The sequence below is a fragment of the Enterobacter sp. MG-EB028 genome, assembly GCF_056673305.1.
Genome location: NZ_CP195079.1, coordinates 3,251,587 through 3,266,012, shown reverse-complemented (window position 1 = coordinate 3,266,012; position 14,426 = coordinate 3,251,587). Strand labels below are relative to the sequence as shown.

The 14,426-nt window shown below is 56.8% G+C and carries 13 protein-coding genes; 6 read left to right on the top strand and 7 right to left on the bottom strand.

Annotated elements, in window-relative coordinates; translation table 11 throughout:
* Positions 1-303: 303 nt before the first annotated feature.
* The 3 genes from ACR42C_RS15475 to ACR42C_RS15465 all read right to left on the bottom strand — a co-directional run bounded on the left by ACR42C_RS15475 (position 304) and on the right by ACR42C_RS15465 (position 3,628).
* Entirely contained in the window at positions 304-1,017 is a 714-nt protein-coding gene (locus tag ACR42C_RS15475) for a phosphatase PAP2 family protein (RefSeq protein WP_479984302.1), read from the bottom strand.
* 33 nt (positions 1,018-1,050) lie between these two features.
* Positions 1,051-2,037, bottom strand: coding sequence for a CobW family GTP-binding protein (locus ACR42C_RS15470; RefSeq protein WP_479984301.1), 987 nt, complete (start codon positions 2,035-2,037; stop codon positions 1,051-1,053).
* A gap of 124 nt (positions 2,038-2,161) precedes the next feature.
* Positions 2,162-3,628, bottom strand: coding sequence for a mannitol dehydrogenase family protein (locus ACR42C_RS15465; protein ID WP_479984300.1), 1,467 nt, complete (start codon positions 3,626-3,628; stop codon positions 2,162-2,164).
* Positions 3,629-3,833: 205 nt separating this feature from the next.
* On the opposite strand from ACR42C_RS15465, the gene uxuA reads away from it, so the two are divergent.
* Positions 3,834-5,024, top strand: coding sequence for a mannonate dehydratase (gene uxuA, locus ACR42C_RS15460; protein WP_163330245.1), 1,191 nt, complete (start codon positions 3,834-3,836; stop codon positions 5,022-5,024).
* 45 nt (positions 5,025-5,069) lie between these two features.
* On the opposite strand, the gene yeiP is transcribed toward uxuA, so the two are convergent.
* A complete protein-coding gene (yeiP, locus tag ACR42C_RS15455) occupies positions 5,070-5,642 on the bottom strand; it encodes an elongation factor P-like protein YeiP (protein WP_014884579.1) in 573 nt (190 codons plus the stop codon).
* Positions 5,643-5,804: 162 nt separating this feature from the next.
* Between yeiP and ACR42C_RS15450 the strand changes: the two genes are divergently transcribed.
* Complete coding sequence (locus ACR42C_RS15450; RefSeq protein ID WP_163330244.1) at positions 5,805-6,059, top strand: YkgJ family cysteine cluster protein; 255 nt, start codon at positions 5,805-5,807, stop codon at positions 6,057-6,059.
* Here the strand turns inward: ACR42C_RS15450 and setB are convergent.
* Positions 6,056-7,237: a sugar efflux transporter SetB gene (gene setB, locus ACR42C_RS15445; RefSeq protein WP_320720905.1), complete on the bottom strand. Its 1,182-nt coding sequence runs from the start codon at positions 7,235-7,237 to the stop codon at positions 6,056-6,058. The genes ACR42C_RS15450 and setB overlap by 4 nt on opposite strands.
* Before the next feature lie 361 nt (positions 7,238-7,598).
* On the opposite strand from setB, the gene fruB reads away from it, so the two are divergent.
* The 3 genes from fruB to fruA are packed head-to-tail and all read left to right on the top strand — an operon-like array spanning position 7,599 to position 11,369.
* Positions 7,599-8,729, top strand: a complete 1,131-nt coding sequence (gene fruB, locus ACR42C_RS15440; protein ID WP_116338675.1) for a fused PTS fructose transporter subunit IIA/HPr protein — start codon at positions 7,599-7,601, stop codon at positions 8,727-8,729.
* Positions 8,729-9,667: a 1-phosphofructokinase gene (fruK, locus tag ACR42C_RS15435; protein WP_116338677.1), complete on the top strand. Its 939-nt coding sequence runs from the start codon at positions 8,729-8,731 to the stop codon at positions 9,665-9,667. The genes fruB and fruK overlap by 1 nt, the downstream gene beginning before the upstream one ends.
* Before the next feature lie 16 nt (positions 9,668-9,683).
* On the top strand, positions 9,684-11,369 hold the full coding sequence (gene fruA, locus ACR42C_RS15430) for a PTS fructose transporter subunit IIBC (protein ID WP_316379369.1): 1,686 nt from the start codon (positions 9,684-9,686) through the stop codon (positions 11,367-11,369).
* A gap of 46 nt (positions 11,370-11,415) precedes the next feature.
* Here the strand turns inward: fruA and nfo are convergent, their stop codons facing one another.
* Together nfo and ACR42C_RS15420 are read right to left on the bottom strand one after the other, a co-directional pair.
* Positions 11,416-12,273, bottom strand: coding sequence for a deoxyribonuclease IV (gene nfo, locus ACR42C_RS15425; protein WP_479984299.1), 858 nt, complete (start codon positions 12,271-12,273; stop codon positions 11,416-11,418).
* 64 nt (positions 12,274-12,337) lie between these two features.
* Entirely contained in the window at positions 12,338-13,384 is a 1,047-nt protein-coding gene (locus ACR42C_RS15420) for a YeiH family protein (protein WP_479984298.1), read from the bottom strand.
* Positions 13,385-13,481: 97 nt separating this feature from the next.
* On the opposite strand from ACR42C_RS15420, the gene yieE reads away from it, so the two are divergent.
* On the top strand, positions 13,482-14,348 hold the full coding sequence (yieE, locus tag ACR42C_RS15415) for a DNA-binding transcriptional regulator YeiE (protein WP_116338684.1): 867 nt from the start codon (positions 13,482-13,484) through the stop codon (positions 14,346-14,348).
* Positions 14,349-14,426 lie beyond the last annotated feature (78 nt).

Below are 14,426 nucleotides of genomic sequence, written 5' to 3'. Positions count from 1 at the left end.
GGCGCAGCGCACAAAATTATTCACCATGGAAATAATTATCCCTATGGGGCAAAACGAGTTCGAGATTAACCGATTGCCTGGGGTATTGCGAGTAAAAAAAGCCTTTTTTTTATAAGAAATTGTGATACAGAAAGTAAAAATCCGTAAATGCTCAAAATAGCGGCAGATCCATAGCGTAATCGCGCAATTGCTTCATTTTTATCATGAATACGATGACGAGAATATGACAGCGAGGAAGGATCGTGGGAAGCGCTCTATCAGGGATCGCTATGATCCCCGAGCGTTAACGTTAAAAGATGTTGATTATTTGTTTAATATTTGTTGCTTTCTGCGCGGGAGGTGGCGATCGAAAACAGCAATCAGGCGATCGCTCAACGGCGTCATCAAAACCCACGGCAGACCAATCAGCACCGCGGAAAGGGAACCCACAACAATATCAGTTAGCCAGTGAGCGCCGATCATTACGCGCGGAAAGGCAAATATCACCACAATAAGCAGGGCAATAGCGAACGCTTTCTTGCCGAAATATCGCAGCATGAACCCAGAGAAAATAAGCAGCATCATGCCGTGATCGCCCGGGAAACTGTCTTTCGACGCATCTTTTGTTGGAATATGCAGCAATTCACTCACGCGATAAATATTCGGGAAAGAGAGCGAAGGACTTGCACGTTTTACCGGCATCAGATGTTGCGCCAGCTGATTAACGATCACCGCGGTCAGAAGCATCACCAGTCCGATAATAAGGATACGGCGACGCCCTGAATAATCCTCTTTAAGCCAGAAAGAGAGCATCAGGCAGCCCATGGCCAGCAGGGAAAAGCCGTCAAAGGCGCGGTTGTTGGTGATCGCCACCAGCCACAGGAAGGCGTCGCTCTTCACCAGCCCCTGGTTGAAGAAATGAAACAGGGATGAATCCAGCGGGAACCAGAAACCGTGATTCACCGGGATATACCAGGAGAAGAAAAGCGCCAGACCGGCGACATTAAGCAGTAATATCAGGGGAATTCGAGTCGTCATAACGTTCTGCATAGAGTGAAAACTGGGGCAACGTTAGCCGCCCGAACTTAAACGAAGCTTCAACAGGCTGGACTGCAGGGCATTCCAGTCGGCGTTAACCGCACTAATTAACTCTATTCGGCTGTCAGGAGGCGCGACGTTTTGCGTTTCGATAAAGAAATCGTCGCCCTGGCGGTTGATCCTTACCAGTCCGTCTGGCGTGCGCATAATCCCTTTCACGCGGTCGACCGGCGCAAGCCTGGCCCACTCAAGGATGCCAATGGTATCGAAAACGGTATCGGCATCGAAAATCCATCCGCAGGCCTGATACCCCTGACCGCTGTTCAGATTTCGACGCCAGCGCTGATGTTCCGGCAGGCTAAGCGCGGCCAGGCCCTGCTTTGCAGGATGGTGATGCGCATGCTCCGCGCTGGCCGGAAGTTCCGTCAGGTTCAGGCGAGGAAGATCCAGCAGGGCGCTGTCAATGTTCCCCTGGGTGGTCTGCACCCGCGTTCGATTGCCGCCGAAATGTTGCCACCACGCTTCCAGCGCGGCCTGGCTTTCCGGCGTGGCGCGATCTTCTTTGTTGGCGACGATAACGTCTGCTGAGGCAAGCTGATCGCGGAAATTTTCATTGGCCACCGCTTTTTCATCCAGAAGCTGACGCGGATCGAGCAGGCACAGCGTGGCGCGCAGATCGATCCACGGCTCGTAAACCGGGGCGGTCAGTAAATCGAGGATCTGCTTCGGGTGGCCCAGACCGGTGGGTTCAATCAGCAGGCGGTCCGGTTTACCCTGACGCAGCAGCGTATTGAGACCCACCTGCATCGGCAGGCCGTTTACGCAGCACATGCATCCGCCGGGGATCTCTTTAATCATCGCGCCGCTGGATGAAAGCAACGCGCCATCAATGCCCACCTCGCCGAATTCATTGACCAGCACGGCCCATTTCTCTGCGGGATCTTTATTTGCCAGCAGATGAAGGATTGAGGTGGTTTTACCGCTGCCGAGAAAACCGGTGATGAGGTTGGTTTTGGTCACGTGCGCTCCGCAAGAGAATTGTGATGCTATAACACTATGATCTTATCCTGGCGAAAAACGGGCGCAATGAGAAGGGGGGAGGGCGAACGGAGGCGATATCCGTTCGCATTAAGCGCAATAATCGCTAAAGATTTAACGTTTCTATAACAGCCTGACGTGCGCCACGGCGGGCGATGCGCTGGTAGGCCTGGCTGACAGCCTCTACAAAGAGGCTATTCTGCGCGAGATCGTGACCAAATACCTCACTTAGCCCCAGCAGCGCGTGGACGCGATCGGTATCGCTGCTGGCGTCGACAATCGCGCGAATTTTATCGCTGAGGGGATCGCGAACGTCAATCGCGTTGCCGCGTTCGTCGAACCCGCTGACGTAGCGCATCCAGCCGGCGACGCCCAGCGCCAGTAGCGGCCATGCTGTTTTACGCTCAAGGTGGACGCGGATCCCATCCAGCATCCGCTGCGGCAGCTTCTGGCTGCCGTCCATCGCGATTTGCCATGTACGGTGCTGTAGCGCCGGGTTAGCAAAACGCTCAATCAGACTGTCGGCGTAAGCCTTCAGGTCGACATCCTTTATGCGCAGCGTGGGTGCCTGCTCATCCAGCATTAACCGCCGGGCGGCTTCGCGGAAGGTGGTGTCTTCCATACATTCATTAATATGCGCGTACCCGGCAAGATACCCAAGATACGCCAGGAAAGAGTGGCTGCCGTTGAGCATGCGTAATTTCATCTGCTCCCATGGCAGAACGTCCTGCACCATCTGAACGCCTGCGGCTTCCCACTCAGGACGTCCGGCGACGAAATTATCTTCCACTACCCACTGAATGAACGGTTCGCAGCTGATGGCGCACGGATCGTCAACCCCGAGCGCGTCGGCGATTTCCCTGAGCGAGGCCTCCGTCGCGGCGGGAACAATTCTGTCGACCATCGTTCCCGGAAAACTCACGTGGCCTTCGATCCACTCCGCCAGCGCGGAAGAACGCTTTTGCGCCATGCCGAGCACCGCGTTTTTCACTACGTGGCCGTTGTCCGGGATATTGTCACAGGAAAGCACGGTAAACGCAGGCAAGCCGCGCTCGCGGCGGCGATTGAGGGCTTCGACCAGGATCCCCGGCGCGGAATGCGGTTCAGCGGGGTTTTCGAGGTCGTGAAGGATCCGGGCGTTTTGCAGATCCAGCTTACCGGTCGCGGGATCGATGCAGTAGCCTTTCTCCGTAATGGTGAGTGACACAATCGCCACCTGCGGCTCACAGAATTTCTCAATAATAGCGGGAAGAGAGTCCAGCTTTGCGTTCAGACATTCATGTACGGCCCCGACAACAATCGGCTGATTTCCTTCCGCGCCTTTCTCCAGCACGGTAAACAGGTGATCCTGGGCGCGCAGCTGGCTCATCAGCACATCGCCGCTGAACAGGCTAATCTCACAAATCCCCCAGTCGCCGCCTTTTTCATTCAGTACCCGGTTTGTTAACAATGCCTGGTGCGCGCGGTGAAACGCACCGAAGCCAAAATGGACGATGCGGGAGCGCAGTTGCTGACGATCGTAGCGCGGTTGCTGAACCTGGGCGGGAAGGGCGGTGGAGGCAATTGTCTTCATGAGATACACACCTGATTAACCATTAATTAACAATGCCAGTGTAAAGTTATATGACAGCAAATAAAATTGGTGAGCCGTAAATATCCCCGTTCTGTGAGTTTGATCAATCAATGTGTGGCGGTATGTTGACCCTTTACGGTAAACATGTATGGTAGTCGTCATTGCAGTACCCTATATTGGTATAACAACTTGAGAGGAAGAGGCAATGGAACAAACCTGGCGTTGGTACGGGCCGAACGATCCGGTTTCTCTTGATGATGTGCGTCAGGCTGGCGCAACGGGTGTCGTTACGGCGCTGCATCACATTCCTAACGGCCAGGTCTGGCCGGTTGAGGAAATTCAGCAGCGTCAGGCGCTGCTGGCGGAGAAAGGATTAACCTGGTCTGTGGTAGAGAGCATTCCGGTTCACGAAGATATCAAAACCCATTCCGGTGAATACCAGACCTGGATTGCGAACTATCAGCAGAGCATTCGCAACCTGGCGGCCTGCGGCATTGATACGGTTTGCTATAACTTCATGCCTATTCTGGACTGGACGCGTACCGACCTTGAATATCAGATGCCGGACGGCTCGAAAGCGCTGCGTTTCGACCAGATTGCCTTTGCGGCATTCGAGCTGCATATTCTGAAACGTCCCGGTGCCGACGCGGATTACACCGCTGAAGAGCAGCAGCAGGCGCTCGCGTGGTTTAACGCTGCCAGTGACGCAGACATCGAAAAGCTGACCCGTAATATTATTGCGGGCCTGCCGGGGGCTGAAGAGGGCTACACGCTGGATCAGTTCCGCGCGCGTCTGGCGGAATACGGCGATATTGATAAGCAGCAGCTGCGTGAAAACATGGCGTATTTCCTGCGCGCTATCGTGCCGGTAGCGGAAGAGGCCGGCGTGCGTCTGGCGGTGCACCCGGACGATCCGCCGCGTCCTATCCTCGGCCTGCCGCGCATTGTTTCTACCATTGAAGATATGCAGTGGCTGAAAGAGACGGTAAACAGCATCTATAACGGCTTTACCATGTGTACCGGCTCCTACGGGGTGCGCGCGGATAACGACCTGGTGCGGATGATTGAAACCTTCGGGGATCGTATCCACTTCACGCACCTGCGTGCGACCTGCCGTGAGGAGAATCCAAAGACCTTCCACGAGGCGGCGCACCTGGGCGGCGACGTGAATATGGTGGCGGTGGTCGACGCTATCCTGGCGGAAGAGGCACGTCGCAAGCAGGCGGGCGACGTACGTCCTATTCCGTTCCGCCCGGATCACGGGCATCAAATGCTGGACGATCTGCGTAAGAAAACCAACCCGGGCTATTCGGCGATTGGCCGCCTGAAGGGGATGGCGGAAGTGCGCGGGGTTGAGCTGGCGCTGAAGATGACGAAGTATCCGGAGCTTCTGTAACCGGAATTGTCGGGTGGCGGCTTCGCCACCCGACAAATGCCATAATCAGTCAGCACGACCCATATAGCGTTTTTCTTCGATATGGATGCGGATCTTCTCGCCAGCGGAGAGGTATTCCGGTACCTGCACAACCAGGCCGGTGGTCAGGGTCGCTGGTTTGTTGCGGGCACTGGCTGACGCGCCTTTAATGCCCGGTGCGGTTTCAACGATTTCCAGATCGACGGTCTGCGGCAGTTCCAGCGCCAGCAGCACGCCGTCCCAGGTCAGCACCTGCATGTCTGGCATCCCGCCTTCAGGGATAAACAGCAGCTCCTCTTCAATCTGATCTTTGGTGAAGATATACGGTGTGTAATCTTCTTTATCCATGAACACGTACTCGTTACCGTCGACGTAGGAGAAATCAACGTAGCGACGGGTCAGGGTCACGGTATCGACAATATCGTCACCTTTAAAACGTTCTTCCACCTTCAGGCCGGTACGCACATCGGCGAAACGCATTTTGTACAGCGTCGCTGCACCACGGGCGCTCGGTGCCTGAATGTCGATGTCTTTCACAATCAGCAGTTTGCCGTTGTAATTCAGTACCATACCTTTCTTAATTTCGTTCGCTCTTGGCATTGCAGTAATCCTGTCTACGGGAGGTAAAAAATATCGCGCCAAATTACTCGCGCGCGGCCTTTCAGGCAAGCGGAATTCGTGGCTTTTGCTATCAATACGCAAAAGGTGTTACTGTGCGCCCGATGCCCGACTGTACGGGCGTTCGTCACCGAGAGAGCATGTATGGATTGTCGTCCAGATTGCGGCGCGTGCTGTACCGCTCCGTCCATTTCAAGCCCCATTCCAGGAATGCCGGAGGGCAAGCCTGCCAATACCCGCTGCGTTCAGCTCTCTGAATCCAACCTGTGTATGATCTTTGGTTCGCCCTTGCGCCCGAAAGTCTGTTCCGGGCTTCAGCCATCGGCCGAAATGTGCGGCAGCACGCGCGCGCAGGCGATGACCTGGCTGCTTGAACTGGAGGCGCTCACTGCGCCTTAAACGTCTTTGATCCTCACCAGACAGCCAATCGTCAGCGTACACATCAGCAGCGCAATCCAGAATACCGTGTGATAGTTCCAGATCTCGGCAACGATTCCGGCCATTGAGCCCGCGATAATCCAGCCCACGCGGGTGGTATTAGTATAAAGGGTGGTGGCGGCACCTGCCTGGCCCGGCATCAGATCCTGGAAGTAGAGCATGCCAATCCCCGCCAGGATGCCGATATAAATGGCGTTCAGCAGCTGTAAGGCCAGCAGGAGTCCCGGCGTATGCACCGTCAGCATACCAACGTAGAACAGCAGCCCGGCGACGGCCGCGACGCGCATTAAAAAACGCTTTCCGAAACGCTTCGCATAATAGCCTGCAATCAGCATGGTCGGGATCTCAAGGCCCGCGGCGGTGCCCATCATAATGCCGGCCAGCTTCTCCGGGAGGTGCAGCTCATCAATAATAAACAGCGGCATGTTGATGATATAAAGGCTGTTGGTGCCCCACATCAGCGTGCAGATAACAAACAGGAGCAGGGCATCGCGGCGGTTACGACGCGGTGCTTCCAGCACGCCCGTTGCCACTTTGGGCTCTTTGCGCATTGACGGCAGAAAGAACCACACCAGCGCGCCGCACGCCACAAACGCGACCGCTGCGCTCAGGTACATCACCGTAAAGCCAAACCCCATCGCCAGCGCGTAGGCCAGCGGCGGGCCAATCACCCATGCCAGCGACACCTGAGCGCGCAATATCGAGCTGAACATTACCGCTTCCCGCCCGGTATGGTCGGCATGCTCGCGGGCGAGGGCAAATAGCTGCGGGTTGGCGGTTGAGCCAAAGCTGCTCAGAAAAACCCCGATGAACAGCAGAACAAAATAGTTACGGTTCCAGGCAAACAGGACGCAGGCCAACACCCCCAGCAGACAGCAGAAAACGATCAGGCTTTTACGATCGCCCTTGCGGTCGGAACGACCGGCCAGAAACTGGCTGACGAGAATGCCAATGATGGCGCTTCCGGTAAAAAAGAAGCCAACCATCGCCGGACGGGCGTGAACTTCGTTAGTCAGGAATAAGCTCAGCGTCGGGGTTTGCAACGCACCGGCGATGCCCGTGAAGAAGGCAACAATCAGGAACGCCGTTGATGTCAAATCAAAGGGCTTCGGCGCGGTGGCCGCAGGGGTGTTATCCATGTTTTATAATTAGCGAGTAGCAGAGAGGGGCGGAGTTTACGCCGTCAGCTAAAAAATAAACAGTGGGTGAAGTCAATTACGCCACGAAAAATCAAAATGGCATTTCAACTTACGCCCCACCTGGCTGAACTTAGCTGAAACTGGTTTGCTGAACTTCAGCAAAATTCAGCTGAGCGCAGAAGAAATGTGCAGTATCTCTAAATTCTGATATCGCAAAGACGACTTTTCTTGCAAGCCATTGCAGAAAGCGCAAGACTTTTTGAAACGTTTCAGCGCTATCTTGTTTTAACAAACGGAGCAGGCTAGCGTATTTTTTCTCATGTTAGCTGAAACGATTCACTTTCAGCAGGAGAGGAGAACCATGTTCCAGTTATCTGTTCAGGATATTCACCCGGGCGCTCAGGCCGGGGATAAAGAAGAGGCCATTCGTCAGGTTGCCGCTGCCCTTGTGCAGGCGGGTAACGTCGCGGACGGCTACGTAAACGGTATGCTGGCGCGCGAGCAGCAGACCTCCACTTTCCTCGGCAATGGCATTGCCATTCCGCATGGCACAACCGACACCCGCGACCAGGTGCTGAAAACCGGCGTGAAGGTTTATCAGTTCCCGCAGGGCGTGCTCTGGGGCGACGGCCAGGTGGCTTATGTGGCTATCGGTATCGCGGCCAGTAGCGACGAACACTTAGGCCTGCTGCGTCAGCTGACGCATGTCCTGAGCGATGACTCCGTGGCGGAACAGCTGAAGTCTGCAACGACTGCTGAAGAGCTGCGTGCGTTGCTGATGGGCGAAAAGCAGAGCGAAGCGCTGAAACTCGATAACGACACGCTGACGCTGGATGTTGTGGCCTCCGACCTGGTCACGCTGCAGGCGCTGAACGCGGGTCGCCTGAAAGAAGCGGGTGCCGCTGATGCCGCCTTTGTGACGCGCGTGATTAACGATAAACCGCTGAATCTTGGCCAGGGCATCTGGCTGAACGACAGCGCTGAAGGCAATCTGCGCAGCGCGATTGCAGTGAGCCGCGCGGCCACCGCGTTCGACGTTGAGGGTGAGACAGCAGCCATGCTGGTGACCGTGGCGATGAACGATGAGCAGCCGGTTTCGGTGCTGAAGCGTCTGGGCGATCTGCTGCTCAACAATAAAGCTGAAAAACTGCTGAACGCCGATGCCGCGACCGTGCTGGCCCTGCTGACCAGTGACGACGCACTCACCGATGATGTGCTGAACGCCGAGTTCGTGGTGCGTAACGAACATGGCCTGCATGCCCGTCCGGGCACCATGCTGGTTAACACCATTAAACAATTTGAAAGCGAGATTACCGTGACCAACCTGGATGGTTCGGGCAAACCGGCCAACGGCCGTAGCCTGATGAAAGTCGTCGCGCTGGGCGTGAAGAAAGGCCATCGTCTGCGCTTCACCGCGCAGGGTGCAGATGCTGAACAGGCGCTGAAAGCGATTGGCGACGCCATCGCGGCGGGTCTGGGGGAGGGCGCATAATGAGCAGACGTGTTGCGACTATTACGCTGAACCCGGCTTATGACCTGGTGGGGTTTTGCCCGGAAATTGAGCGCGGCGAAGTAAACCTCGTGCGTACCACTGGCCTGCATGCTGCGGGCAAAGGGATTAACGTCGCGAAAGTGCTCAAGGACCTCGGTATCGACGTCACCGTGGGCGGATTCCTCGGTAAAGATAACCAGGATGGTTTCCAGCAGCTGTTCAGCGAGCTGGGCATTGCCAACCGTTTCCAGGTTGTGCAGGGCCGTACCCGCATCAACGTTAAGCTGACGGAGAAAGACGGTGAAGTGACCGATCTGAACTTCTCTGGCTTCGAAGTGACGCCAGCTGACTGGGAGCGCTTTGTTAACGACTCCCTGACCTGGCTTGGTCAGTTCGACATGGTGTGCGTCAGCGGAAGCCTGCCGTCCGGCGTCAGCCCGGAAGCGTTTACCGACTGGATGACGCGCCTGCGCAGCCAGTGCCCGTGCATTATCTTCGACAGCAGCCGCGACGCGCTGGTTGCGGGTCTGAAAGCCTCTCCGTGGCTGGTGAAGCCAAATCGCCGCGAACTGGAGATCTGGGCAGGCCGTAAGCTGCCGGAATTAAAAGATGTGATTGAGGCTGCCCATGCGCTGCGCGAGCAGGGTATTGCTCACGTGGTGATCTCGCTGGGTGCAGAAGGGGCGTTGTGGGTTAACGCTTCAGGTGAATGGATTGCCAAACCGCCGTCAATGGAAGTTGTGAGCACCGTTGGCGCAGGGGATTCCATGGTTGGCGGCCTGATTTACGGCCTGCTGATGCGTGAATCCAGTGAACATACGTTACGTCTTGCCACCGCCGTTGCAGCCCTGGCCGTGAGCCAGAGCAATGTCGGTATTACCGATCGTACCCAGTTAGCCGCGATGATGGCGCGCGTTGACTTAAAACCTTTTAACTAACAGCAGGAGAGGAATAATGAAAACGCTGCTGATCATTGACTCCGGTCTCGGACAGGCTCGCGCCTACATGGCGAAGACCCTGCTGGGCGCGGCGGCACAAAAAGCACACCTGGACATCATTGATAACCCAGGCGATGCCGAGCTGGCGATTGTCCTGGGCGATAAAATCCCCGCTGACAGCGCCCTGAACGGCAAAAAAGTGTGGCTGGGCGATATTAATCGCGCGGTGGCACACCCGGAACTGTTCCTGAGCGAAGCGAAAGGTCACGCGACCGTCTACAGCGCGCCGGTCGCGGCGGCTCCGGCTGCGGCCTCGGGGCCGAAACGCGTTGTTGCGGTCACGGCCTGCCCGACGGGCGTGGCGCACACCTTTATGGCGGCTGAAGCCATTGAAACCGAAGCGAAAAAACGCGGCTGGTGGGTGAAGGTTGAAACTCGTGGCTCCGTGGGTGCGGGCAATGCCATTACGCCGGAAGAGGTCGCTGAGGCCGATCTGGTGATTGTGGCGGCAGATATTGAAGTGGATCTGGCGAAGTTTGCCGGCAAGCCGATGTACCGCACCTCTACCGGCCTGGCGCTGAAAAAGACCGCGCAGGAATTTGATAAGGCACTGGCAGAAGCCAAACCGTATCAGGCCACTGGCGCAGCCAAAACCCCGACCGAAGGGAAAAAAGAGTCTGCGGGCGCATACCGTCACCTGCTGACCGGCGTCTCCTACATGCTGCCGATGGTGGTGGCTGGCGGCCTGTGTATTGCGCTCTCCTTCGCCTTCGGTATTGAAGCGTTTAAAGAGCAGGGCACGCTGGCGGCGGCGTTAATGCAGATTGGCGGCGGCTCCGCGTTCGCGCTGATGGTGCCGGTGCTGGCAGGCTTTATCGCGTTCTCAATTGCTGACCGTCCGGGTCTGACCCCGGGTCTTATCGGCGGTATGCTGGCGGTGAGCACCGGTTCCGGCTTTATCGGCGGTATCATCGCCGGTTTCCTCGCCGGTTACGTTGCGAAGCTGATTAGCTCGAAGCTGAAGCTGCCGCAGAGTATGGAAGCGCTGAAGCCAATTCTGATCATTCCGCTGATCTCCAGCCTTGTGGTCGGTCTGGCGATGATTTACCTGATTGGTAAGCCGGTTGCGGGCATCCTTGCGGGTCTGACCCACTGGCTGCAAACCATGGGTACGGCGAACGCGGTTCTGCTGGGCGCGATCCTCGGCGGCATGATGTGTACCGACATGGGTGGTCCGGTGAACAAAGCGGCGTACGCGTTTGGCGTTGGCCTGCTGAGTACCCAGACCTACGCGCCGATGGCGGCGATCATGGCGGCTGGTATGGTGCCACCGCTGGCGCTCGGCCTGGCGACGATGATTGCCCGTCGTAAGTTCGACAAAGCGCAGCAGGAAGGTGGCAAAGCGGCGCTGGTGCTGGGCCTGTGCTTCATTACCGAAGGCGCGATTCCGTTCGCGGCGCGTGACCCGATGCGTGTTCTGCCGTGCTGTATCGTCGGCGGCGCGGTAACGGGTGCCATCTCCATGGCGATTGGCGCGAAGCTGATGGCTCCGCACGGCGGTCTGTTCGTCCTGCTGATCCCTGGCGCCATCACCCCGGTCCTGGGTTATCTGCTGGCGATTATTGCCGGTACGCTGGTGGCGGGTCTGTCTTACGCAGTGCTGAAACGTCCGGAAGCGGAAGTTGTGGCAAAAGCAGCTTAAGCGGTAAGCAATAAAAAAGCCGGGTGCTAACGCAACCCGGCTTTTTTTATGCCGCCTGTTCAGCGGTTTGCTGCGCCTTCAGCCAGGCAATCTCTTCCGCCCAGATATCCGGATTGATGGTTTCCAGCACCATCGGAATACCGTCGAAGCGAGCGTCCTGCATGATAAAGCGAAACGCATCGTGGCCGATATTGCCTTCACCCAGGCTGTGGTGACGGTCAACGCGGCTGCCGAACGCGCTTTTCGCATCGTTCAGGTGCATCCCGCGCAGGTACTTAAAGCCGACTATTCGCTCAAGCTCATCAAACGTGTTTTTCGTCGCCTCGGTGGTGCGCAGGTCGTAGCCTGCTGCAAACGCGTGGCAGGTATCAATGCACACGCCCACGCGGGATTTATCTTCCACGCCGTCAATAATCGCCGCGAGATGCTCAAACCTGAAGCCGAGGTTGCTGCCCTGACCGGCGGTGTTTTCAATCACTGCCGTCACGCCTTTGGTTTTATCCAGCGTCATGTTGATGGATTCGGCAATGCGCGCCAGACAGGCGTCTTCATCTATTTGCATCAGATGACTACCCGGATGGAAGTTCAGCAGCGTCAGCCCGAGCTGTTCGCAGCGCTGCACTTCATCGAGAAACGCCTCTCGGGATTTTTCCAGCGCTTCCTGAACCGGATGCCCGAGGTTAATCAAATAGCTGTCGTGGGGAAGGATCTGGCCCGGCCCGTAGCAGTATTTCTCACAGGCGGCTTTGAAGTCGTCAATCACGTCGGCGGTGAGCGGCGCGGCGCGCCACTGGCGCTGGTTTTTGGTGAACAGGGCGAAAGCGGTCGCCTCGATTTCGGCGGCGCGAATGGCGGCATTCGCAAGGCCACCGGCAGCGCTGACGTGCGCTCCAACATATTTCATAAAAAGACTCCTGCTAACCCGAAACGCTTATGATAGCGGGTTAACAGGAGAAGGACGAGATGGTTTATGCCATCAGGCTGTGTACGGCGAGGTTAATCGCGCCGCCGCCCACAATCAGCCAGATGAAGAGCACCAGCGCCATCAGCAGCGGCTTCGCCCCGGCTTTTTTGAGCGCGCTGACGTGGGTGGTCACCCCCAGCGCCGCCATCGCCATCGCCAGCAGCACCGTGTCCAGCGTCACCAGCATCTCCACCACCGCTTTCGGCAGCAGATGGAAGGAGTTAAAGATGGCAACCACGATGAACAGGATCGCAAACCACGGAATTGTGATTTTGCTTTTCTCGCTGCCGCCAGCCGGGGCCAGCTGTTTAACTCGCGCGGCCAGGAAAATCAGGAACGGCGCCAGCATCATCACGCGCAGCATTTTGGCAATCACCGCCGCATTTTCCGCTTCCGGATTGATGGCATGACCTGCCGCCACCACCTGCGCCACTTCGTGCATGGTCGAACCGATATAGATGCCGTAGGTTTCCGGGCTAAACCAGTGTGCCAACAGCGGATACATCGCGGGATAAAGGAAGATCGCCAGCGTACCGAAGATAACCACCGTCGCGACGGCGACCGTTACTTTACTGGCTTCGGCTTTTACGACCGGCTCCGTCGCCAGCACTGCCGCCGCACCGCAGATGCTGCTGCCTGCGCCGATCAGCCAGCTGGTTTGCTTGTCCAGGCCAAAGATCTTCTGACCGATAAAGCACGCCAGTAAAAAGGTGCTGGTCAGGGTCAGGGCGTCAATGGCAATTCCGCTCACACCCACGTCCGCAATTTGCGAAAAGGTGAGGCGGAAGCCGTAAAGAATGATCCCGAGGCGCAGCAGGTGCTGTTTGGCAAAGATCACGCCGCCGTCGCAGGATTTCCAGATATGCGGGTAAACGGTATTACCCACGACCATGCCCAGCAAAATGGCCAGCGTCAACGCGCTAAAACCTGCGCCTGCGATAGCCGGGATGCTGCCGCCCCATAATGCTACGGCGGTCACTGCTGCGCTGAGCGCGAGACCCGGCACGAAGTGCCACACTGTACGATGATGTTGTAAGGTGATTTCTGACATAACCTTCTCCTTTGTCTGGCTAAAGGTTACGGCGCTCTGGCTTAAAAATAAAATTGATTATATACTTATAATCAATCTATATAAGTGGTAAGCAACCATGCACATTACATTGCGTCAGCTGGAAGTGTTTGCCGAGGTGCTAAAAAGCGGCTCGACGACCCAGGCGTCACAAATGCTGGCGCTCTCGCAGTCTGCGGTCAGCGCGGCGTTGACCGATCTTGAAGGGCAGCTGGGCGTTCAGCTGTTCGACAGGGTAGGGAAGCGTCTGGTGGTCAACGAACATGGCCGCCTGCTTTACCCGCGCGCGCTGGCGCTGCTGGAGCAGGCTATCGAAATCGAACAGCTGTTCCGCGAAGACAACGGCGCGATCCGCGTGTTTGCCAGCAGCACCATCGGAAACTATATCCTGCCGGAAGTGATAGCGCGCTACCGTCGGGATTTCCCGACTCTGCCGCTGGAGATGAGCGTGGGCAACAGCCAGGACGTGATCAACGCGGTGATCGATTTCCGCGTGGATATCGGTCTTATCGAAGGCCCTTGCCATAACGTCGATATCATTGCCGAGCCCTGGCTGGAAGACGAGCTGGTGGTCTTTGCGTCTCCGGCCTCGTCGTTATTGCAGGGCGAGGTGACGCTGGAGCGGCTGGCGCAGGCGCAGTGGATCCTCCGCGAGCAGGGCTCCGGTACGCGTGAGATTGTCGACTACCTGCTGCTGTCGCATCTGCCGCATTTCCAGCTGGGAATGGAGCTGGGAAACTCTGAGGCCATCAAGCACGCGGTGCGTCATGGCCTGGGCATCAGTTGTCTTTCCCGGCGCGTCATTGCCGAACAGCTTGAGACGGGGTCGCTGGTGGAAATTCCCATTCCGCTCCCGAAACTGGTGCGCACGCTATGGTGCATCCACCATCGTCAGAAACACCTTTCCAGCTCGCTGCAGCGTTTTCTGCGCTACTGCGAGATGTAAAAGCGCCCCTCACCCCAAATGGGAGAGGGAAAAATAATGCGTTACTTATAATCCTGGACGCGTCATGAAGCTCTCTTA

Bases quoted from the DNA above. Each gene is read 5' to 3' on its own strand.
- ACR42C_RS15475 (WP_479984302.1), bottom strand. From the start codon at position 1,017: ATGACGACTCGAATTCCCCTGATATTACTGCTTAATGTCGCCGGTCTG.
- ACR42C_RS15465 (WP_479984300.1), bottom strand. From the start codon at position 3,628: ATGAAGACAATTGCCTCCACCGCCCTTCCCGCCCAGGTTCAGCAACCG.
- uxuA (WP_163330245.1), top strand. From the start codon at position 3,834: ATGGAACAAACCTGGCGTTGGTACGGGCCGAACGATCCGGTTTCTCTT.
- yeiP (WP_014884579.1), bottom strand. From the start codon at position 5,642: ATGCCAAGAGCGAACGAAATTAAGAAAGGTATGGTACTGAATTACAAC.
- ACR42C_RS15450 (WP_163330244.1), top strand. From the start codon at position 5,805: ATGGATTGTCGTCCAGATTGCGGCGCGTGCTGTACCGCTCCGTCCATT.
- setB (WP_320720905.1), bottom strand. From the start codon at position 7,237: ATGGATAACACCCCTGCGGCCACCGCGCCGAAGCCCTTTGATTTGACA.
- fruB (WP_116338675.1), top strand. From the start codon at position 7,599: ATGTTCCAGTTATCTGTTCAGGATATTCACCCGGGCGCTCAGGCCGGG.
- fruK (WP_116338677.1), top strand. From the start codon at position 8,729: ATGAGCAGACGTGTTGCGACTATTACGCTGAACCCGGCTTATGACCTG.
- fruA (WP_316379369.1), top strand. From the start codon at position 9,684: ATGAAAACGCTGCTGATCATTGACTCCGGTCTCGGACAGGCTCGCGCC.
- nfo (WP_479984299.1), bottom strand. From the start codon at position 12,273: ATGAAATATGTTGGAGCGCACGTCAGCGCTGCCGGTGGCCTTGCGAAT.
- ACR42C_RS15420 (WP_479984298.1), bottom strand. From the start codon at position 13,384: ATGTCAGAAATCACCTTACAACATCATCGTACAGTGTGGCACTTCGTG.
- yieE (WP_116338684.1), top strand. From the start codon at position 13,482: ATGCACATTACATTGCGTCAGCTGGAAGTGTTTGCCGAGGTGCTAAAA.